The following is a 24,196-nucleotide window of genomic DNA, read 5'->3' as shown; positions in this document are numbered from 1 at the left end:
TTTGTAATTTTTAATTTTAATAAGCGTAAAAACCTTTACCACTCTTTCTACCACATTCACCTGCATCCACCATCTTTTTAAGTAATGGACAACATCTAAACTTTGGATCTTGATATTCCTCATAAAGTACATTCAAAGAATGTAATACTGTATCTAACCCAATTAAATCTGCTGTTTCTAATGGACCCATTGTATGTCCAAAGCATTTTTTAAATATATCGTCTACCTGTTTAGGCGTTGCTACACCATCCATTACAACCCAAGCCGATTCATTCATGAATAAGTGGGAGATACGGTTAGAAACAAACCCAGTCTGATCATTAACCACAATTGCATCTTTATCTAATTGTTTGAGGAAAGATTGAGCTTTTTCGACCGTTTCATCTGAAGTTAAATACCCTCTAATAACTTCTATAGATGGTTTCATATATACCGGATTCATAAAATGCATTCCTATTATTTTATCTGGACGCTTTGTTACTCCTCCTACTTTTGTTATTGAGATACAAGACGTATTGACTCCAAAAATTGTATCCTTTTTACATATCTCATCTAATCTTCTATAGATCGGCTCTTTAATTTGCCAGTTTTCTGGAACATTTTCTACTATATAATCACATTCAGCCACTTCATCAAGATTAGTAGAGCTACTTATTAACGAAAGTACTTCTTCCTTATGCATTCTAGGAAATGCTTTATTAATTAGAGGAGCAAAGCGAACTGTCTCTAATATTTTCTCTTCCGCTATTTCTAACTGTTCTTCTGTAACATCAATTAATACCGTTTCTAGACCATGCAGCACTAAATCTACTGCCATGCCGATCCCCATTGTTCCAGCACCTACAATACCAATTTTCTTGAACATTTATCCATCATCGCTCCCTTAAAATATTTATAATTTATATCTAAAAACTTTTACATTGAAGAACTCTTTGCAGGTAACGTTTTTGTTCTCTCTCTTTAATCTGTTTTTCAGTAAGTGCTGTTTTCATCATTTGGATTGCTTCTTCTACATCACTTTTCTCCACTAAATACCCCGAATTAATTTTTTCTTCCAATTGACTTTGGACCTTTTGAAATGGGAGTACTACCTTTTTCTGATAATCACTTAAATCTGTATTATAATTTTTTGTACTTACAACTACAGTTAAACACCCTGATATAACTTCTTCATAATCAGATTCTTGTAATGTAAAAGAATTTTTTGTATTTAGGATATCTTTCTCCCTTTCATAATTACATGTCGATATAGCAGGGTTAATAGCTTGCAGAAGATACTTCAAGACTTCCTTTGGTCCCATTTCAATAGCTTTCATAGACCCTTGATTCATTAGATAGTGAATCATGTCCAACCATTTCACAGGCTTTATTAATTGTAAGTAAAGGTTTTCTCTTATATTTTCTACACCTTTATACATTGAACTATCATGATTCGCTATGACAGGTACTAATGGCTGTTTCATATCTATATTTTCTAGTACACTCTTATATTTTTCAGCAGCAGGTTGCATCATAGGAGAATGAAATGGCCCACTTAATTTAAGGGGGATTGCAATTCCCCCATGCTCTACTACCATTTCACAAGCTAACTGAACCGCAGAGTTTGTACCAGAAATTGATGTTTTATTTGGAGTGTCATAAGCCGATATATATACTTCCTGTCCCTTGGTTAACAATTCTGAACAAATACCTTCAACAATTTCTGGAGCAAGATTGTTAACCCATGCCATAGTTCCATCTATAGTCAATGCATAGCTACTCAAAATCGTACTACGTTCTTGTACTAATTTTAAGGTATCTGAAAATGCAATTGCTCCAGAAGCACATAGAGCTGTATATTCTCCCAAAGAATATCCAATCATTGCCTCTGGTTTATTGCCTATTTCCTGTTCAAAAACTCGAAAAGCTGCCATGCTAGTTGTTACTAAAGCAGTCTGTGAATTTTGTAACTTTTCAAGGTCAGCTTTGTATATCTTCTCCATACAAAGGGAAGCCATGTCTATTTTTAGAGTGTCACTTGCTTCTTCAAATATCTCACGTGCTACAGGGAAGTTTTCATAAAGGTACTTACCCATTCCAGAATAATGGGATCCTACGCCAGGAAACATAAATACAATATTCATCTTTTTATCTCCCTTTTTTTCATCTTAAGCTATCTTCAACTCTATCTAATAAAGCTCGTCCCTCTTCAGTTTTTCTTAAATTCACTAAATCAACTACATAGCGAATATCTGATACATCATTCCATCCTAAATCCAGTGCAAGATTCATATGCTTTAACGAAAGATCGATTCTATCAATTAATGAATAACCACATGAAAGTAAAAAGTGATGCCATGCATTTAAATCTCCTATAGTACGAGCTTTTTGTACAAACTCACTAGCTTTATTAAAATCTGAATAGTATCTTAGTTGATGGTATGCGGTAAAAACGAAATTATCTAATTCGTTATAAGGAAACACATAAGCTGTATAGGTTTGAAGATTTGTGAATCCAACTTTTCCCGCTAGTTTAATAGATGGAATACGAAAATCCTCTGTCTTCCAATGTGGTGTTCTTCCTTGTTTTAAACAGTCATCCAAGAATGCTCTTGCAGCCAACCAAGCATACCCTTTACCTCGCTGGAATAAATCATAAGTATTAATTCCAATTTCCACATCAGTATCTGTTGCAAAAACCGATAAGCAACTAGTTACAACTTGTTCATGTACCATTACTACATAACCAAATCCATTTCGGATGAAATCCTGAGTTGACTCCCAAAAATCAACAATATCATCCCGTACCATTGCGAACTTTTTATCTGATAACATGTCGATTGTAATGCGTTCCACCGTTACCTCATCAGGCATATTAGGTTTAGATAACTTATTATAAGACTCCGGATCAAAAGTAAATGTTACTCGAGTGTAAGGTTTAGGAATAAACATTTGCAATTGTTCCTCGACAACCTGTTTCCATTTTGATTCGGGTAATAATTCAACCTGAAAAAAGTCATCCCCTATCTGCTGAGCCTCAGGTGCAATTACTTCTTTAATAAAAGTTGGTAGACTTGAAACAAAATTACTTGTAGGATCACCTAATAAATAAAAAATTTCTTGTTCTGCCCATACAAGTGCACATCTAGGGTTATTAGGATTATCCACATAAATATGTCCCTTATTGTAACCATGAGCTATACCATTAAGTATTGGATGGTTCTTATAATCAACGAGAAGTGGAGATATTTGTTTGAATTCATCCTTTTCTTTTACCAATTCATAAATCATATTCTTAAAAGTCCTCCCTTTTGAGAACAAGTGTGAAGTGCATGCTGCGCAATAATTGGCTGAAGTACCTGCGAGGTACCTTCAATAATTTCTAAAACCTTTGCTTCCCTAAATAAACGCTCAACAGGATATTCTCTTGAAAACCCGTTTCCACCAAACACTTGGACAGCGTCTGTGGCTACCTTCATAGCCATCTTTGAGGCAAAATATTTTGCAATGGTTGTTTCAATTACAGCATCAGTATGTCTATCCTGACGCTTTTTCCCAGCCTCTTGGCATAACGAACGAGCTGCTTTTATATTTACACTTGCTTCTGCTAAAATTGTTTGAATTGCTTCATATTCACATATATATTTATTTCCTTGTTTTCTTCTTCTTGAATAAGCTACCATTGCTTCTAGTGCTTCTTGAGCAATGGCCACTCCCGCCCAGGCAATACTATATCTACCATGATCAAGAGCTGTGTTAACTACATAACTCCATCCACCCCCAATTGGTCCTAACAAATTTTGAGCTGGTACCTTTACATCTTGCAAATGAATCTCAGCTATATGCGAGGAATTACTTGCTAACAGTTTACTCATTTTATTTGTAGAAACACCCGTCATTGACCGTTCAACAATAAAAGCGCTAACTTTTCCCTTACTAGACGCAAAAACTAAAAAACAATCCGCAATGTCAGCAAAAGAAATCCATTTTTTGTGCCCATTAAGAATAAAATGATCATTAACTTGTTTATAGGAAGTTCCAACAGCTTTTGCATCAGAACCAACCTCTGGCTCAGTTAGGGCAAATGAAAATAATAGGTTCCCCTTTGCCATCTCAGGTAACCATTTTCTCTTTTGCTCTTCAGTCCCCCACCTTTTAATTGACTCCCCTACTAAAGATACATGAACTGTAAGTAATTCACGAACCGAATTACAAGCTTTACCAATGATTTCAGTAAGACGACCATAATCTAAAGAATCAAGAGAAAGCCCACCATATTCTTTTGGTATCGTTGCACCCAATACACCATAACTTGAGATTTCTTGTATCACATCATAGGGAAGCTCTTCATTACTTTCAAACTCACTTGCTCGAGGCCGAAGCTTCTTTTCCGCAAACTCATCAACTACTCCCAGAATCTCTTCTGCATTACTCATACTGTGAAATTCCCATTCTTCTTTTTGTTAATTAGATCAACCATATTATTAATAGTAGAAAAGTTAATAATATCAAGTTCATCATTATCTACTACTATATCAAACTCCGTTTCTATGAAATTTAACATTTGCATAGCAAAGAGCGAATTTACATAACCTTTTTCAAATATGTTGTCATCATTAGCAACAATAGTTTCCTCTGCATTAAAAATAATAAGATTTTTTTTAATGTATTGACGTATTTTTTCATGATTATCCATGTAATTACTCCTTCTGAGACCTGGGAAATCAATTAACCTATATCCCAATTAAAATCAGTCTCTATTTTTATTTTTTCTTTCTCCTGAGTCGCAGATAAAACAAGTTCTTTTTCCTCACTTGTTAACATTTGAATATCTTTTAGACTAACATTAGGATGAGTTGTTATTTCTTCTAATAGAAGGTTAAATCGCCGTCCAAATTCTACTATTGTTGATTTATCAAATAAAGATGTAGCATATTCAAAAGTAAATTCATATATATCTTTATTTTCTTCAGCAATAAGAGTTAAATCAAACTTACTTGTTAGTGTATCTGTGTTTGTTTCCGTGCTAATTTCTAATCCATCCACAACTGTATGTTTTTCATCAGAATTTTGTAATACAAACATGACATCAAATAAAGCACTTCGGCTTAAGTCTCTAGAAAGATCTAATTTTTCCACTAACTGATCAAATGGATACACCTGATGTTCGAAAGCTTCTAACGTATCGTTTTTCACTTTTTTCAAGTGATTAATAAAAGATTGATCTGGATTTATTTGATAACGTAATGCAATTGTATTTACAAACAGCCCCATAAGAGGTAACAGATCAGCATGCGGCCTACCTGCAACTGGTGATCCTATAATGACATCCTTTTGTTCCCCATGCTTGTACAGAAAAATAGTGAAGGTAGCCATAAGTAACATAAAAGGTGTCGTATCAGTTTCTAGTGCTATTTTTTTTATTTTTCGAGTAATTTCCTTGTTTACTTGGAAATTATATTGTTCACCCTCAAAACTCTTTACAGGTGGTCGACCTCGATCATATGGTAATTCAAGAACTGGTATATCCCCTGAGAATAATTCTTCCCAGTATTTCTCATGGATATCAAATTCTTTAGAAGATAATAATTTTTGTTCCCACGCAACATAATCTTTATATTGCAAACGATTTTCCGGCAATGTTTCCCCAGCATATAGGGCCTTAAAATCATGCATAAATATACTTAAAGACACGCCATCTGTTATGATGTGATGAAGGTCAATTACAAGTAAATAACTATTATCTTTTAACTCCTTTAGTCCAGCCCGCATTAACGGAACCTTAGAAAGATTAAATGGTTGCAACCATTCTTTATACTCTCCCTTTATCATTTCTAGCTCAAATGTTACCTGTTCTAATACTCTCTGTACTAACTGATCCCCCTGCCACTCAAACTGTGTTCTGAGTATTTCATGGCGTTTAATAAGCTTTTCAAAGACTAATTCTATCCTTTTCCGGTCCACCGTTCCTTTAAGAATAAAACAACTTGGTACATTGTATGTCATCTGTGCCCCATCCATCTCTTGTAATAACATCATTCTTTTTTGAGTCGATGAAACCGGGTATACCTCAGATTCCGGTACTATTTCTATATCTTGCAACCTATTTTCTTTTGAATTTTTAATAAAATGACTTAAAGTGCTTATTGTTGGATACTCAAAAAGATTTGCCAATGATAATTGCACGTTAAATTCTTTCCATATTTTAGCGTTGATTACAGTAGCATGAAGGGAATGACCACCAAGTGCGAAAAAATTATCTTCCACACCAATACAAGGATTACCTATAACTTCTTTCCATATATCAACTAGCTTTCTCTCCATATCATCGAGTGGTTTTACATAATTAGTAGTCTCCATCAATGGAGAAGAATCTATAATTACATTCTTTGTATTACCTTCTATAACAGAAAAAAGAAATGTCATTATTTGTTCTGCTAAATTTTGCTCGTATTGTGCAGCATGGTGAATTTTATCTGAAATGTTTACTATTCCTTCTTTAGTTACTGATTTTGTTAAGTGCATTTTTATCAATGATCCACGAATTACTCCCCAATTGGCAGCTGCTGTCTTCATAGATTCAGCGATAGTTTGGAAGTCCGAGTGATAACGCTCACCAAGAAACGAAAGCATTTTTGAAAACTTCACTCGGCCATCTACAACTTGACCTAAATGTGAGAATAACGGAACATCATTAAAGTCTAAATATCCATCTGTCTCTTTATTTAAATCAAACCTACTTATTAGTTTCGTAGCAAAAAGGTGCATTTGTGAAAAAATATGTTTTTCATCTTTTATATGTTTTATCCAATTTGACAAATCGGTTGTAATCGATTGTATGTCTGTGATTTCATCTTCAGTAACTTTTAAAGTACTTACTTTTTGATAACCCTTATGAAAAAGTTCTGTTGAAAGTTGTGCATTTTTAACCATAAAATATGGATCGGTAATAATTAAACAGTCTTCTTCGGGCTCATATCCTACAATAACAAATGAATGAACAATATGATTTTTTAGATAATTCTCATCCCAAGGAAGCCAGTATGCATTCATGGTTACCACCACAGGAAATCCCGAGTATAATTGTTCTAATATAATTTCAAATCCTTCATCGGATGAATCTGTATCAAATATAGTACTTTTTATACCATGATATTTTTCTAAATCACTTACAAAATAACCAGACTCTGTATATAAACCATCCCCTAAATTTCCATTATCGACAGGAGAAAAACCAAAATCCCATAATCTAGCGTACATTAAATAATGTTTACGCTTAAACCAATTAGCTAACGTAGCAATTACATCATCAATACAATTCTGTTCAGAGCTTTTACAAGGCTCAACATCATATAAGATTGAAAAAGTATAATTTCCCATTTACTCACCTCTATATTTTTACCAACAGAAAAACTATTGTAATTTGGTTATTTCTCTATACTAAGTTGACAGAGATATGTATATCTTCTTTAAAAAGCTATCAATTATTATTAACGCATTTCATATAAAGAATCTTATTTCTCGAATCACTTTTTTATTTTAATCATTCTATAATAGGGAGGAGAATTCCCTAACTCATAGTCACCAGAATAAACACTAACATTCCAGAAAGCTAAGAGGGAAAACCCCTTTAATCCCACAGTATAGCAAGTGTAAATTTAAACTCTTAAAAGTCGTGTTTACAATATGAAGTAATACTAATTATTTTTCTTTTCTGCTATATAAGCCGCTAGTTGTTTAATATTTCGTTTTGTATATGCGACTAAGTCGTCCGTATTAAGATTCTCGTTTTCTAAAGCAAGATCAAGCTCAATAGCTAGTAGAGAATTTCCTCCTAAGTCAAAGAAATCATCCTCTACACCGACAGCTTCAATCTTCAATATACTTTTCCATATTTCAACCAAACGAGATTCTAACTCATTACTAGGAGACATCATACTCTCCTCCTCATTCTTAGGTAAAGATCTAGGTGAAGGTAAGGAATGTCGATCAACCTTTCCACTTGGTGTTAATGGTATGTTTTCAACTTCAACAAAGAAAGTAGGTATCATATAACTCGGAACTAATTTCGCAAGATGCAATTTCAAATCAGAAATGGATACAGGTGATTTTGCTACGAAATAAGCTACAAGTTTTTTCTGCCCATCTTCATCTTGAATGTCTACTATCACTGCTTCTTTAATTGCATGATGTGAAGATAAAGCATCTAAAATTTCCCCTGGCTCAATTCGATATCCTCTAATTTTTAATTGTTCATCATTTCTACCGAGGAATTCTATATTCCCATCAGGTAACCAGCGTGAAAGATCTCCTGTCCTGTACATTTTCTCCCCTTTTACAAATGGGTCTGGTAAAAACTTTTCTTCAGTTAATCTCATTTGATTTACATATCCTCTTGCAAGCCCTTCTCCCGCAATATACAGCTCTCCTACCGCGCCAATAGGCTGAAGTCTCTGTTTTTGATTAAGTATATAAAGCCTTACATTCGGAATAGGCTTTCCAATAGGAATAGTATTATAGTTTTCACTTTCTTGAAGTGAAAACGTACTTGCGATAACTGTCGCCTCAGTAGGACCATACATATTTTCTATTTGAGTCGATAGTCGATGCTTTTTAAACTTATTAACCACCTCATGTGTCAAAGCTTCACCCGCAAGTAATATATACTTCACTTTATTTAAAACCTGGCAATTTTCATTATTAAGTGTATTTACGAAAGCTCTAAACATAGACGGTACAAAATTTAATAATTTCACATCATATTTATCTATAGTTCTTAAAATTGCTCTTGGGTTTCGATGTTCCCCATTGTCCATTATTACTAATTTACTACCTACTATGGTCCACCCAAACAACTCTAGAACAGATACATCAAATATATAAGGTGTCTTCAGTAAATACGTATCTGATTCATCCATAGGATATAAATGAGACATTGAAAATAAGAAATTCACAATACTACAATGTTCAATCATGACTCCTTTTGGTCTACCTGTAGAACCGGAGGTGTATAAAATATAAGCTAAGTGATTTGGTTTTCCAGTAACCTCCAGGTTGCTTGTATCACCAACGTACAAATTTTCTTGCTTTAAATCAATAATCTCTCCTACAAATGGAATTTCACCTACGTATTTAGATTCTGTAAGTACAAATTGAGGATTACAATCCTCTAAAATATGTTCCATTCGACGCTTTGGATATTCAGTATCAATTGGTACATATGCAGCTCCAGATTTTAGCGCAGCAAATATAGCTATAATCATTTCTACGGATCTTTCCACAACGATACCAATTTTAGTTTCCTGATCTACACCTTTTTGTCTAAGAATACGAGCCAGCTGATTTGCTCGATTATTGATATACGAATAACTGTACGGTATATCATTTGAAATAACTGCGATTTCTTCTGGTTTATTTTCAACCTGATCCTCAAAAAATTGATGAACTAATTTACCCTGAGTAAAATCCAATTTTGTATTATTAAGTTCATTTAACATCCTTGTGGATTCACTTTTACTTAAAACATTAACGTCTTCAATTTTCGCTTCAGGATTAGCTACCATCCACTCTAGCGTATTTATAAAATGCATCATAAACCGCTCTATAGTTTGTGGATAATATAGTCCTGTCGCGTATTCCAATTCTAATCGCAGACCCTCTTCTTCCGGAAATACTTCTATACTCATATCTACCTTTGAAGCTTGATGCTTAATTTCGTATGATTTAAATGTAATATCTTTTATCTTTTCTGATGTTCTTCCGATATTCTGCATCACTAACATGACATCAAATACAGGATTTCGGTTAGTATGATAAGCCATGTCTAACTTATTTACTAACTCATCAAATGGGTATTCTTGATATTGAAATGCTTCTAGCGCATTTTCTTTTACTTCATTTAAGAATTGAATTATCGTCTTTTCCGCTTTAGGATGATTTCTCATAGGTAGGGTATTTACAAACATACCTATGATAGGCTCAAGATCATGATGAATTCTTCCTGCAATTGGAGAGCCTACTATAATATCTTCCTGTTGCGTATACACATGCAATACTATATTTAGTGACGAAAGAAGTACCATATATAAAGTAGCTTCTCTTTCATCCGCAAAGGATTTTAATTTATTAGAAAGTTCAGGTGTTAGATGGAATACTAATCTATCACCTTCAAAAGTTTGATTTAGCCCACGTGGCTTATCGGTTGGGAACATAAGAATTGGTAACTCACCTTTAAACTTATTTACCCAATACTCTTCAATTTCTTTCAGCCCTTCATCATGTAAACGATTGGTTTGCCAATTGGCATAATCTTTGTATTGTATTTTAATAGGCTCTAAGGCTTTGCCTGAATATAAATCTATAAACTCCTTTTCTAACTTCGCTAAAGATACTCCATCTGCTATTATGTGATGAAGATCAAAAAGTAACAGGTATTGATTGAATTCTAATTTCATTAAACCGACACGCATAAGTGGAGCCCTATCTAACTGAAAAGGACGAACAAATTCCTGTATTAACTCTTCAATTGTTGATCTATCAGATTTATATAAATGTTCAATTTTAATATCTAAACTATCATGAATAAATTGAACTGGTTCACCTTTAATAAATTGGAATGAAGTTCTTAATGATTCATGACGTTCCACTAATTCTTTGACACATTGTTCTGCCTTTATAAAATCAAACTCACCTTCAATTAACATTGCACCTGGTATATTGTAGGCAGTTCCTATTCCAGCAAAGCGGTTTAATATATATAATCTTTTTTGTGAAGAAGAAGCTTGATAAAATTCTCTATCAGGCACGATCTCAATTTGAGAATAATTTTTCTTCCCTTCATATTTCTCTATATACTCCGCTAATAGCATAATTGTAGGCCTTTGAAACATTTCACGTATAGGTACATCTACACCTAAACGTTTATATATGTGTGAAACAACAGAAGTAATTTGTAATGAATTACCTCCTAATTCGAAAAAGTTATCATTCACACCTATTTTCTCTATTCCAAGTACTACTTTCCATATCTCAGAGAGCATTTGTTCAATTTCGTTTCGTGGTTCAATAAATAAAGCTGTGGATTGCTCCCAAATTGGATCTGGAAGAGCTTTCCGATCTATTTTACCGTTTGATGAGATTGGAAACTGCTCAATCGGGATGATGTAAGCAGGAATCATATAAAACGGTAAATACTCTCTAAGGAATTGGCGTACTTCTTCTACTTTAGCTGGAGAATTCATAACAACATATGCACATAAAACCGGAGCATCTTCTCCCTCTTTTTTACGTGTAATTACAATAGCTTCACCAATTTCAGGATAACGTAATAGTTGCTTTTCTACTTCTCCTAATTCAATTCGTAATCCACGAATTTTGACTTGATCGTCCATACGGCCTAAATATTCAAGGTTTCCATCTGGTAACCAGCGAGCCAAGTCTCCAGTACGATATACCTTGTCATCTATAATAGAAGAACCTGTTTTGGTGATTTGTATAGGAACAAATTTGTCCATAGTTAACTTAGGTTGATTTAAATACCCTCTTGCTAGCCCTTCTCCTGAAATACACAACTCTCCAGGAATTCCAACGGGTTGTAACTGTTGATTATCACCCATAATATAAACTTTTTGATTGGCTAGAGGTCGTCCTATTGGTAATTGATTCATAAGTTCTAACTTATCGTGCTGAACATGATAACATGTAGAATCTACAGTAGTCTCCGTAGGTCCATAAGCATTTGTTAAATTAGGTTGGCAGTTCTTATTAAATAAACCAAGGAATTTCCGCGCTAATTTCGGTGGTAATTCCTCTCCAGCAATAATAAAATGTTTAAATGAATATTCTATTTTTTCATCTATAAAATTAGTTAATAATCGAAGATGCATCGGCGTTCCATCCGCGATATTTATTTGCTTTTCTTGATAAAAATTCATTAGCTTCTGCCCATCAGTTCTTGCTTCCTCTGGTACTATAAATAAACTATTTCCTAATAAAAGCGCACCAAACATGTTTTGTACTGAAGCGTCAAACTCAAAAGGTGAAACTAACCCGATTCGCATAGAGGAACTATATTTATCATATATTTCATTTTTTAACCCGAATATTAAATTTACAACACTACGATTTTCAACCATAATTCCTTTAGGATTACCTGTTGTTCCAGAGGTAAAAATAACATATGCCAAATCGTAAGGTGTACTTACTGAAGGGAAACTAACCAATTCTGTTTCAAGTAGTTCATTAAAACTTACCATACTACAATCCTGGATTTCCCTTGTAAAATCTTCACTAATAACTTCTGGTTTTACTATACAAAATGGAGATTTACATTCTTTTAGCATTGCCTCTATCCTTTTATACGGCAAATATATGTTAATAGGTAAATAAGCAGCCCCACTTTTTAAAATACCTAGCAATGCAATTACTGCATCAATTGATCGATCCATCATAAGGCCAACAATGTGTCCTTTTCCAATTCCTTTTTTATGTAGAGAACTGGCAACCAGATCTACCTTTTCTTTTAATTGAGCGTATGTTATTTCTCTTTTGTCATCAGAAACAGCAAGCTTATTTGGATTATGCATGACTTGTTCTTCAAATAACTGTATCACCGTTAAATGATGCGGGTAATCTAACTCAGTTTGATTAAATGTAATTAACTCTCTTACATCATTATGACTAACCCAATCTAACTCTATATGCGGTGTATTCGGTTGTAGTAAAGCTTGCTCTAACAAGTCTATAAAATGATGACCAAATCGCATAACAGTAGATGTTTTGTATAGATGCTCATTAAAATACATATCAACTTCTATACACCCATTTACTTGACGGAAAGAGAATATAATCTCAGCATTGCTCTCACTTAAATAATTTAAATCTTGAATTTCCTCTAGCAAAATTGCAGTACGGAACGGATAATTACGCCCCTCTGGAAGGTAGTTACTCAAAACCGGTTGTAAACTTTCCAATGGGAAATTTTGATGTTCTAAAGCATTAACCATTACTGTACTAACATGCTGGAGAATTTGTCTAAATGTCATATGTTCCTCAAGACCATGTCTTAAAACTAACAAAGTATTAATAAGGTTAGTATCACTGTCTTGTTTTAAAACAGGTGTACCAATGCATATATCTTGCAATCTAGTATATTTATTTAACAGCAAAGTAAGTCCAGCAGTAAGAATCATGTGCAATTGAAGATCTGATCCATTTGCTAACTTTAAAATCTTCTCGGACAATTCCTCTTTTAGTTTTATGCTAACATTTGATAAATTCACCTGTTTGTTTGATGTCCGGTAATCATAAGGGAAATGGCAGTCAGCCAGTTCCCCTGATAAGTTTTCTAACCAAAATTCTCTTTCCTTTATTCGTTCATTTGCGGCAATTACTTTATCTTTATTCGCTATTCGTTCAACCATAGTTACTCACTCCTGACAATAATCAATTAAAAGTTAAAATCCCCAAAATCTACTGATACCTTAACTGGTTGCAGTTCTTGAATTTCTTGTTTAAATGAAATATCTTTTAATAAAATTTCAGGATGATCTACAATTTGTTCAAAAATCTCAACATAACGCTCACATAACTTTTGAACCGTGTCCCTAGTATATAAAGAGGTTGCATATTCCATAGTCAGTTCAATTGTATCTTCCAATTCAACCACTCTTAGCAATAAATCCATTTGCGCGCGCTTAAAGTCGTGATCATATGTCTTTAGTTCTAAACCATCGATAAACATATGATCTGCATCCATATTTTGCATAACAAATGAAACATCGAAAAGTGGGTTCCTATTATACGTTCCTTGAAGTCCTAATTGATTAACCAGGTCCTCATATTGACATTTTTGATGTTCAAACGCTTGTAAGACCTGTTCTTTTACTTCAAATAGGAATTGAGTAAACCTTTGTTCAGCTCTTGGATAGTTCCTTATCCCTAACATGTTTACAAATACTCCTATAATATCTTGTAAATCCGCATGTGGGCGACCAGTAATTGGTGAACCAATAACAACATCCTCTTGGCCAGTATATTTACCTAGCAAAATATTATATACAGAGAGCATTAGCGTATATAATGTAGTTTCTTCTTTTGCTAATAAACGCTTAATTTTCTTGGTAACATTTGAATCAATAGTAAAGGATATTTTACTACCTTTTAGATCTAATATTTCAGGTCTTGTATAATCAGTAGGCATATTCAAGACAGGTACACCATCTTTAAATTGATCTAGCCAATACTGTTCATGTTTGAGAGCAATTTCTTTTTCTTTTTCACTCTGCTGCCATTCTGAGTAATCCTTATACTGTATTTTTAAGCTTGGTAATTTCTCTCCAGAGTAAAGCGCAAATAGATCTCTAACGAAAATATCATAGGAAACTCCATCAGTTACTATATGATGTAAATCAATAATTAAAATATGTTTTTGTTCTTCCAATCTAATTAACCCTACACGGAAATATGGAGCATTATTAAAATTAAATGGGCGAATAAACTCATTAATTATTTGTTCCACTTCAGATTCAAAGCCCTCAATTTGAGTAATATGGAAATCAGCATGATCATGAATAATTTGTACCGGTTTATCATTTTTCATTTCAATAGTAGTTCTAAATATCTCATGACGTTTAATTAATTGAGTGAACGCCTTTTCTAAACGTTCAATGTTTAATTTTCCATTCAAAAGAATAACGGAAGTATCATTATAAGCTGTACTTTCTGGATACAATCGGTGTAATACATAAAATCTCTTCTGAGCTGAAGAAAGCTGATAATGAGATTTAGGTTCAGCTGGAACAATAACATCAAATTCACTTTTATCTGCCCTTGAAATATAATTTGCTAGTTTCTCAATATTTGATAGAGTAAAGAGTTCTTTAATAGGAACTTCAACATTAAACTCTTTATGAATTTTTGAAACAATAGTAATAGCCTTAAGTGAATCTCCACCTAGTTCCAGAAGATCATCATGAACACCAACTTCTGAAACTTTAAATATATTTCTCCAAATTTTTGAAAGCTTTTCTTCTACCTCATTACGAGGTGCTACATATTCAGTCAAGAGTTGTGGTCTAGAATGGTATAACGTAGAATCTAATTCTTCTTCCTTCTCATCATTGAAAGAATTTAATAACACCCATTGATCAATACGTGCTTGCAGTTCCCCTGGAGAATGAATCAATACTTCCCCTTGTTTCCATGACAGTGCTATATTAAAGGCCTGAACTCCTTCTTCAGGTGTCATAGATAATTCATGTACACTTGCACCTATCTGCATATCTTTTTCTTCATCTTCCCAGTATTTCCAATCACTCCAATTGACACTTATCCAAGGCAGGTTGGAATAACGATTTATATATTGCGCAAAAACATCCATGTATATATTTGAAGCAGCATATGATACATAACCTAATCCACCTAAGACCGCTGAAATTGAAGACATTAGAACACAAAAATCTAAATCTTTATTTCGTAAGCACTCTTCTAAATTGAGAAGACCATAAATTTTTGCAGAAAATTGTTCCTCACAGTCCTCTTTTTCAAGTTCCTGAATCAAATTAAAAGTCTTTCCACCAAGAATACCTGCACCATGAATTACACCATTAATCTTTCCAAATTTTTGTTCTGCCTTATGAATTGCTTCGTATAGTTGTGATTGATCTGTAACATCAGCAGCAAGTACATAAACTTTAGATCCCGTTTCTTCTATCTCTAAAACTTTACGAATTCTTTCCGAATACATCGTATTTTCCTTCAAATGCATATCCCACTCATCACGATTTGGCAGACCTGTACGTGTAAGAAGAACTAAGTTGGCTTGTACAGTTTGAGCCAAGTGTTTCGCAAGAATTGTACCAATACCTCCGAGTCCTCCTGTAATAAGGTAAACTCCATTCTTTCGTAAAGGCAGTTTCTCTTTAGCTGGCTGTTCTAGTTGTAAAGGCTCGTAAGTTTGAACAAATCTTTTATTCCCTCGATAAGCAATCATCTTATCATTCGTATTTGAAAGACATTCTTCTACTAATTGATTTATTAGCCTATTCTTCAATTCTTTGTTTACAGGTAAAACAACATCAATACTTGAACAAGAAAGATAAGAATACTCTTGCGGAACAACTAATGACGTTCCAAGTACAGTTGATTTTTCTGGAATTAATTCTTCATCACCAATCACTTGTTGAACACCATTTGTAATGATTCGAATTGAGATTGAATCAGAGATATTCTTGTCTCCTAGTGCCTGAGTTAAATAAAAGATTGAATAGAATCCTAAGTTTTGTTTACAATTTACATATTCAATTGAGGCTTGTCTTTCCTCATCCGTAATTCCCCACATATGAACTATTCTTGTAGGTAAACCACATATTTCTTGTACTTCATCCAATAACTTAACGTAATCTGTACGTTCTTCAGGATTTATAATGAAGCGATCGTTATTCTCCTTATTAAAAGCAAAGCCAGATTCTACTGTAACTACTCTCTGCCCTTTATTTAATAAGTCCTTAACTAGTTCATTACCTAATCCTTCTTGATCTACAAAAACAATCCATGTCTCATTCACATCATGATTTGGTTCAAACAATGTAGAACTTTTCCATTGCGGCGTATAGAACCATTCAGAAATGTTGTTATTCTTACTAATTTTAGATTGCTTACTATTAAGCTTTTGACCTAAATCATACGGATTACCTTGTAATTTATAAGATATTTTATTGAAAGAATACATTGGTAATGGGATACGTCTTCTCTTCTCATCTTTATAAAATTGTTCCCAATCTACAGAAATACCTGTTACCCACATTCGAGTGATGTGACTGAATAAGAAATACATATCTGATACATCTTGTTGAACAGATCGAACCGTATTAAATATTCTTTCATTACCATTTTCATAGTCTAAAAGGCGACTAGTAAGCCTACTAAGGTCATTTCCAGGACCAATCTCTATGAATAGACTTGTATTGTCCCTATTCAACTCTTGAATTCCATCAGAGAATCGAACAGTTCCACGCATATGTTTTACCCAATAAACTGGGTTTGTTGCTTCTTCAGGTCGTATCCAAGTACCGGTCAAGTTTGACAAATAAGGTATTTTAGGTTCTCTAAGTGTCAATGTACTCACATAGGAAGCATACTCGTCCAGAATTGAATCCAGTTCGTGTGAATGTGCTGCTCCTTCTATCGTTACTCGCATACACATGAAACGCTTTTTCTTTAATTCATTTTCAAAATCTACAATTGCTTCTTCTGTCCCAGAAACTATACAAGCTGGACCATTAACTACGGCTAAAGAAATAGTATGTTGATATTCTTTTTCAAAAGAATTAATTAAATGAATCAATTCCTCTTCTGGAAGTGGAACGCTAAGCATTACCCCTGCAGGAAGACTACTCATTAGCTGTCCTCTTTTTACAACCAATTTAATTGCATCTTCCAAAGTAAATACTTCTGCTAAACAAGCAGCCACATATTCACCAAATGAATATCCAATCATTGCTTCAGGTTTAATTCCCCAACCCATTAATAGTTTCGCAACTGCGTATTCAAACGCGAAAAGAATTGGTTGACTAAATTCCATTCTTTTTAATTTTTCCGTCGCCTCATCAATACTGAAAGTAGTTGGGTATAACACTTCTTTCATGTTTACATTCGTAACAGATTGAAGGATTGCAAAGCATTCATCCATAGCTTCACGGAAAATTGCCTCTTGTTCGTATAATTCTAACCCCATGTTTACATATTGCGATCCATTCCCAGAAAACAGGAAGTTAACTTTAGGATGTTCCTCTTTTACATTTACATATTGTACTCTTCTTCCTTCTGGCTGGTTTAACAGTTCAATTCCTTCTTGAGTACTGGAACAAACTAAAGCTCTCCTATACTTGAATTCCTTACGTCCAATTTGCAATGTATAACTAGTGTCTGCCAAATTCACATGAGGATTCTGTTCAAGGTGATTTCCTAAATTCAAAGTCATACGATCCAAAGCATCTTTCGATTTTGCCGAAATCATTAACATCTGGTATGGTCTACTATTTGATGTTGCTTCAAGCTTTGGTGCCTCCTCCAAAATAATATGTGCATTTGTACCACCAATACCAAATGAACTAACACCTGCACGTAATGGTTTATTATCCTTTTTCCACTCATTTAATCGTTGATTTACATAAAAAGGTGTCTTTTCAAATCCAATTTGCGTGTTTGGTTTTGTAAAATTCACACTTGGCGGAAGAACTTGATCTTTCATCGCAAAGACCGTTTTAATTAGACCAGCAACACCGGACGCTGCATTTAGATGGCCCACATTTGCTTTAACAGATCCAATTGGTACAGATTGTTTTTCATTAGAGTTAAACACTTCACTAAGCGCCTTGATCTCAATGGTATCTCCTAGTTTAGTAGCAGTTCCGTGTGTTTCAATATAGGAAATGGACTCAGGTTCTACATTTGCTTCATGTTGCGCCATTTTAATAACTTCTACTTGGCCCTCTACACTAGGTGCAGTGTAACCAATTTTCCGATTTCCATCATTATTGATCGCTGTTCCTTTTATTACTGCATGTATAGTATCTCCATCATTTATAGCTTCCTGTAAAGGCTTCAGGACAACAATCCCAACTCCGTCTCCAAAAAGCATTCCATTTGCATTTTCATCAAAAGGACGACAATGACCATCTGAAGAAAACAGCATTCCTTCTTGGTAGGTATAACCTGCTTTTTCAGGTTGAGTTAATGTAATTCCCCCAGCTATAGCAATATCACAATGCCCCTGTAATAATGCTTGGCATGCATTATGAATAGCCACCAATGATGTTGAACATCCCGTAAAGATATTCATACTTGGTCCTTTAAGGTTAAATTTGTAAGAAATTTGAGTACTAAGCGAGTCTTTGTCGTTAAGTAATGAAATTAAAAATTGCCCAGCTGGTTCATTTGCCTCTGATAGAGTAGATAACACTTGCCAATATAAGTTAGGAGATGCCCCACTATATACACCAATTAGGCCCGGGTAGGTCTCAATATTATATCCAGCATGTTCAAGGGCAGACCACGCACATTCATGGAATACTCGTAGTTGTGGATCCATTAATGATGCATCTTGAGGTGTATAATCAAAGAATGGAGCATCAAAATTATCAGTACCCTCTAAATACCCTTTCGCTTTAACATAATTAGGGCTTTTTACTTCCATAGGATTCACACCAGATTCAATTAACTCTTCATCTGTAAAAAATTGAATAGACTCTGTACCAGACTTTATATTATTCCAGAATTCATTTACATTCTGTGCTCCAGGAAAACGTCCATCTATTCCTATAATTGCAATATCGTTATCTTCTTTCGTTTTTCGATTAAAACGTTTTGTATGTTTAACTTGATTCTTTTGCTTATCTCCACTTAAGTATCTCGCTAAAGAACGAATACTTGGATACTCAAACATAACTCCAATTGAAATCTGTTTTTCTAATCTATTAATTAATCTCTCATGAATTTGAATTATATGAAGTGAAGTTGCACCAAGATCAAAGAAATTTTCATTTACATTTACAGTATCAACACTGTAAAACTCTTTCCAAATTCCTATAATTATTTCCTCTACTTCATCTTGAGTTCTGAACTTATCTCTCGTTTTCGTTTGAGTTTCCAATTCAGAAATTCGTTTACGAGAATTCAGATTAATCCATTGATCAAAACGTTTATTTAAATCCCCTGAAGAAATAATTACCTGATTTAAACCACTTAAACCAAGCACACATTGGAATGTTTTTTGTCCTTCCTCAGATGTCATTTCAAGTGCTTCTATACTTTGAGCATTGAATATTTTATTAACCTGTTGAGCTCCCGTATACTGCCAATCTCCCCAGTTAATACTGGTCCATCGATTATTAGATGTTTTACTCACTTTGTCTGAAAAACTATCTAAGTAAAGGTTTGCTGCTGAATAGGCTACAAAACCTAATCCACCCAAAATAGGTGAAAGTGATGAAACAAGATAACAAAAATCAAGATCATAATTACTCAATAACTTATCAAGAACTAGCACACCATGTACTTTAGGAAGAAATTGCTCTTCACATTCAATCCTACTTATCTTTTCCATTGGACACTGAGCTGATTTAACACGTAAGACACCTGCTGCATGAATTACCCCATTTATGTGACCAAAATTAGCCTCAGCCTGATGAATCACGTTTCTCATCTGCTCTTCATCAGCTACATCTGCAACAGCTGTCATTACTTTTGCTCCCAATGACTCCAACTTCTGAATATGGTTAATACGTTGACATAATTGTTCATTTTCAATCTGTGATTGAAGAATTTGATCCCATTCTTCACGATCAGGAAGAGCTGTTCTACTAACTAATATTAGTTTAGCCTTTACTGTACGCGCCAAATATTCTGCTAATTTAAGGCCTACTCCTCCCATTCCACCAGTAATTAAATAAACCCCTTCCGATCGAATATTTCGAATTTTTGAAGCTGATTCATTTTCATTTATTACTAGCATTTCACTTACTTTTTCATCAGGTATAGGCTCATAAATTCGAATGTAACGAGTATTATTTCGAATTGCTATTACAGTGTCAATAATGTCCATTTGAATCTCAGAATATAAGTTTGATATTAATGCTTCTTCATTATCAGACAACATAAAATCTACACTACGGCATCTAATATTTGGATACTCTTGCGGAAATACTTTTATAGGAGCCAAAAGAGTAGATTTTTCTGCAATAATAGACTCGTCTCCTACTACCTTTTGCATATTATTCGTCATAACATTTATATTGATAGGATAAAGTAAATTAAATTTACTAATTGTCTTTGCAAGTGATATTAATGAATAGAATCCAGTATCTAAGGTCTTGATACCTAAATCCTTATTATCCACATTCCATAGGTGAACAATCTCTTCTGGTAAACACTCTTGTTTTTGTAGCTCGTTAAATAACTGATAATAATCTTCTTGTTCAGTAGGGCATATTGTAAATTCATTTAAACTAATCTTTTTATATGAAGGACCCACACCGACTGTTATAACACGATGTCCATCTCTTTCAAGCTTTTCTTTAAGAGCTAAGCCTATATGCTCATTGTCTAAAAATAACAACCAACTTTTAGTAGATTCTTTAGTTACATCTACAATTTCTTTTTCCATCCAACCTGGAGTATAGAACCACTCAGCTATATTAGAACGTTTCTTTATCGATGTTTCTTCACTATTAGTTATATTTTGCTGTTCAGCTGGATCTATCCAATATCGTTTTTTCTCAAAAGGATAAGTTGGTAAGGCAATACGTAATCTATATTCCTCTTCATACAGTTTACTCCAATTAATTTCTACCCCTAACTCCCACGCTTGTCCCAATACCTCTAACAAGTCGTTCTGTAAAATAATCTGATTATTATTAATTTCAGAATTTAATAACTCTCCAATATGTACAATCACAAAATTAGGATCTACATCCTTAACTTGTGTTAGAAGTTCTACTTTTTCTCCATGCGTCCATTCTGTTTTTAACTCTATATAGTTCTCAACTAATGGATTCAGGACATCTTCTGGCTTAAGAGATTTATTATAAATATCTGAAACCATTCCAGCTAAGCCTGTACCAATAATGTTAGAAGGACGTACATCACATTCAATTAATACATCAATAATCGATTGCAAGCAGACGAAGAAGGTTAAATCTTCAACCAAGCTATCATCTGTTCCTTTAAAGAATGCTTCTTTCAATGCTTTTCCAGTATACATTTGTGCATCAGTCATATTACGCTCAAATACTTGTAAGAATAATGGTTCCTTTTGGTATAGTTCTTTTACATTCTCAATAATTGATGAGTATTCGCTAGGTAACACAAATACCAAATCTGGATTTTCTTGCGTTTTTACGTGAAAATCTTTAACTGTTTTTAAATTGTCTATGGCGCTATCTATATCCTTACATAAGACCGCTCTTCTATACGGAAATGATCGACGGCCAGTTTGCAATGTGTATGCTACATCTGCTAATTCAACATCTTTATTAGATTCCAGATATTCAACCATATTTACTGTAGCATTATTTAAAGCTTCTTTTGATCTAGCAGAAAGAACCATTAACTTTTTCTCTCTAGTAGAAGCAGAACTTTTAACTTTAGGCGCTTCTTCTAATACAATATGAACGTTAGTTCCACCATATCCGAAAGCACTCACACCTGCTCTAAGAAGATCATTATCTTCACTTTGCCAATCCACCAAATCAGTATTAATATAAAATGGGCTATCTATAAAATCAATTTTCGAGTTAGGGCGCTTCACATTTAAAGTTGGCGGGAGTTGTTTATGTTTCATAGATAAAACTGTCTTTATAAGTCCGGTCACCCCTGCAGCTGTATCTAAATGACCTACATTACTCTTAACAGAACCAATTGCACAAAAAGATTTCTTGTCCACATCTTGAAACGCTCTCTTTAGAGCCTCTACTTCGATAGAATCCCCTAATGGCGTTGCCGTTCCATGCGTTTCTATATAACTAATTGTAGAAGGATCAACTTCAGCAAAACTATGAGCTGCTTGAATTACTTCAGCCTGTCCCTCAACACTCGGAGCAGTATAGCCTACTTTTCGACCACCATCATTATTTGCTGCTGATCCCTTAATTACACCATAGATTGTATCCCCATCAGCAATCGCATCTTCTAATCTCTTTAGTATTACCATACCTACACCATCACTAAAAACTGCACCCTGGGCTTCTGCATCAAAAGTACGTACTTTGCCATCCGGTGAACTTGTCATTCCTTCATGGTATTTATAACCATTCTTTTTAGGATACGTTATAGATACTCCACCTGCAGCTGCAATAGAGCATTCTCCAGTTAACAATGATCTACATGCAAGATGAATGCTCAAAAGAGATGTAGAGCATGCTGTATATAATGTAAAACTCGGTCCCTTAAGTCCCAGCTTATAGGATGTAAGCGTTGAAATTGCATCTTTATAGGAAAGAGTACCTGCCTCTGAAAACTCAACCACACTATCACTGTTTAATAATGGCGTGTGCTTCATCCAATTAAAATTAGTAGATGCTCCTACGTATAACCCTATTAATCCTTCATAATCAAATGGATTATAACCTGCCATCTCTAATGCTTCCCATGTTGTTTCCTGTAACATACGGATTTGGGGATCCATTATTTTCGCTTCTCTAGGTGTATAAGCAAAAAAGGATTCATCAAAATATTCTACTTCCTCCAAATACCCTTTTGCTTTCACAAAATTAGGATGTTGTAAAACATCTAAATTAACACCTTCTTTAATTAACTCATCTTCAATAAATGTAGAAATTGAATCAACACCATTTTTTAGGTTATCCCAGAATTGGTTTATTTCATTTGCACCTGGAAATTTACCTGCCATTCCAATAATCGCTATTTCCAAACCAGTTTTACTATCATCTTGATGCTTCATTTTCACTTTCCTCCTATTTTGTTTAATTCGGATTTTCTATGCTTTACATACTCTTAGCTACAATACTTAGAGCTAATACTCCTATTTCATAAACTTAAGCAAAAGAAAAAACACATGAAATTACCCATAAAGTAGCTAAAGTGATTTACATACCTGACAGAAAACAAAAAATTTTAATTACGATTTCTATTCCTGGATTTCAATGATATTTTGAGCAATCATTTTTATTCTAAAAACCTAATACTTTGGTAATAATTCTGTTAATATTACACTTTATGTAGTTAGTAACATATTCACAAGAAGTTTTCTTTAAGAAATTAATTTGTAGAGTAATAATTTTGTAGGGGTTTTATGTTATAAAATTAAGCATACTTTTTCCAATATCATATAGAAAAAAACAAAAAAGTGACATACAGTGAATATTGAGAAATAAAATTCATTTATTCCATATCTAACCAAAATAGAACGAATTTTCAATTTTAAATTAGATTTTCTTGCATTTATAATTGCATTCTCTATAAATCATCTATGGTGAGCTTTTAAACTTTAAACATAAATAAAATTATATGTGAAGTTTTTTAATTTAGATGAGGATCTATAAGTGAATCCATTCCAGAGGAATAACATATGCTACAGATTTAATATTCTTCATAAAGTTATATACATAAACTAAATTCCTTCAAACGTTTTAAGAAAATATTGAGTATGAACATCGTTAGTGGAACGCTTCCTACCGAAGGCAAACTTATTTCTAGGATT

At 33.8% G+C, this 24,196-nt stretch carries 8 protein-coding genes; all 8 read right to left on the bottom strand.

Going from position 1 to position 24,196, the window contains the following annotated elements; all coding sequences use genetic code 11:
• Nucleotides 1–16: 16 nt before the first annotated feature.
• Nucleotides 17–865 carry a 3-hydroxyacyl-CoA dehydrogenase family protein gene (locus tag NST86_RS28985; RefSeq protein WP_000473347.1) on the bottom strand — a complete coding sequence of 283 codons (849 nt, stop codon included), beginning with the start codon at nucleotides 863–865 and terminating at the stop codon, nucleotides 17–19.
• Between the two features lie 40 nt (nucleotides 866–905).
• Entirely contained in the window at nucleotides 906–2,123 is a 1,218-nt protein-coding gene (locus tag NST86_RS28980) for an ACP S-malonyltransferase (RefSeq protein WP_061663551.1), read from the bottom strand.
• Nucleotides 2,124–2,142: 19 nt separating this feature from the next.
• Nucleotides 2,143–3,270 carry a GNAT family N-acetyltransferase gene (locus NST86_RS28975; RefSeq protein WP_000638851.1) on the bottom strand — a complete coding sequence of 376 codons (1,128 nt, stop codon included), beginning with the start codon at nucleotides 3,268–3,270 and terminating at the stop codon, nucleotides 2,143–2,145.
• Nucleotides 3,267–4,415, bottom strand: coding sequence for an acyl-CoA dehydrogenase family protein (locus NST86_RS28970; RefSeq protein WP_061663550.1), 1,149 nt, complete (start codon nucleotides 4,413–4,415; stop codon nucleotides 3,267–3,269). The genes NST86_RS28975 and NST86_RS28970 overlap by 4 nt, the downstream gene beginning before the upstream one ends.
• Nucleotides 4,412–4,675 (bottom strand): acyl carrier protein, encoded by a 264-nt coding sequence (locus tag NST86_RS28965; protein WP_000368639.1) that lies wholly within the window; start codon nucleotides 4,673–4,675, stop codon nucleotides 4,412–4,414. The genes NST86_RS28970 and NST86_RS28965 overlap by 4 nt, the downstream gene beginning before the upstream one ends.
• Nucleotides 4,676–4,707: 32 nt before the next feature.
• On the bottom strand, nucleotides 4,708–7,359 hold the full coding sequence (locus tag NST86_RS28960; RefSeq protein WP_340935013.1) for a condensation domain-containing protein: 2,652 nt from the start codon (nucleotides 7,357–7,359) through the stop codon (nucleotides 4,708–4,710).
• A gap of 317 nt (nucleotides 7,360–7,676) precedes the next feature.
• Nucleotides 7,677–13,400 carry a non-ribosomal peptide synthetase gene (locus NST86_RS28955; RefSeq protein WP_061663548.1) on the bottom strand — a complete coding sequence of 1,908 codons (5,724 nt, stop codon included), beginning with the start codon at nucleotides 13,398–13,400 and terminating at the stop codon, nucleotides 7,677–7,679.
• A gap of 26 nt (nucleotides 13,401–13,426) precedes the next feature.
• Nucleotides 13,427–23,437, bottom strand: a complete 10,011-nt coding sequence (locus NST86_RS28950) for an SDR family NAD(P)-dependent oxidoreductase (protein ID WP_340935010.1) — start codon at nucleotides 23,435–23,437, stop codon at nucleotides 13,427–13,429.
• Between the last annotated feature and the right edge of the window lie 759 nt (nucleotides 23,438–24,196).

It is taken from the genome of Bacillus sp. FSL L8-0199, from assembly GCF_038005705.1.
GTDB lineage: Bacteria > Bacillota > Bacilli > Bacillales > Bacillaceae_G > Bacillus_A > Bacillus_A cereus.
Note: the sequence above shows the minus strand (reverse complement) of the source record. Positions and strands in the feature narration are given on the sequence as shown.

Excerpts from the sequence above, each read along its gene's own strand:
- NST86_RS28985 (WP_000473347.1), bottom strand. The coding sequence starts at position 865 with ATGTTCAAGAAAATTGGTATTGTAGGTGCTGGAACAATGGGGATCGGC.
- NST86_RS28960 (WP_340935013.1), bottom strand. The coding sequence starts at position 7,359 with ATGGGAAATTATACTTTTTCAATCTTATATGATGTTGAGCCTTGTAAA.
- NST86_RS28980 (WP_061663551.1), bottom strand. The coding sequence starts at position 2,123 with ATGAATATTGTATTTATGTTTCCTGGCGTAGGATCCCATTATTCTGGA.
- NST86_RS28970 (WP_061663550.1), bottom strand. The coding sequence starts at position 4,415 with ATGAGTAATGCAGAAGAGATTCTGGGAGTAGTTGATGAGTTTGCGGAA.
- NST86_RS28950 (WP_340935010.1), bottom strand. The coding sequence starts at position 23,437 with ATGAAGCATCAAGATGATAGTAAAACTGGTTTGGAAATAGCGATTATT.
- NST86_RS28965 (WP_000368639.1), bottom strand. The coding sequence starts at position 4,675 with ATGGATAATCATGAAAAAATACGTCAATACATTAAAAAAAATCTTATT.
- NST86_RS28955 (WP_061663548.1), bottom strand. The coding sequence starts at position 13,400 with ATGGTTGAACGAATAGCGAATAAAGATAAAGTAATTGCCGCAAATGAA.
- NST86_RS28975 (WP_000638851.1), bottom strand. The coding sequence starts at position 3,270 with ATGATTTATGAATTGGTAAAAGAAAAGGATGAATTCAAACAAATATCT.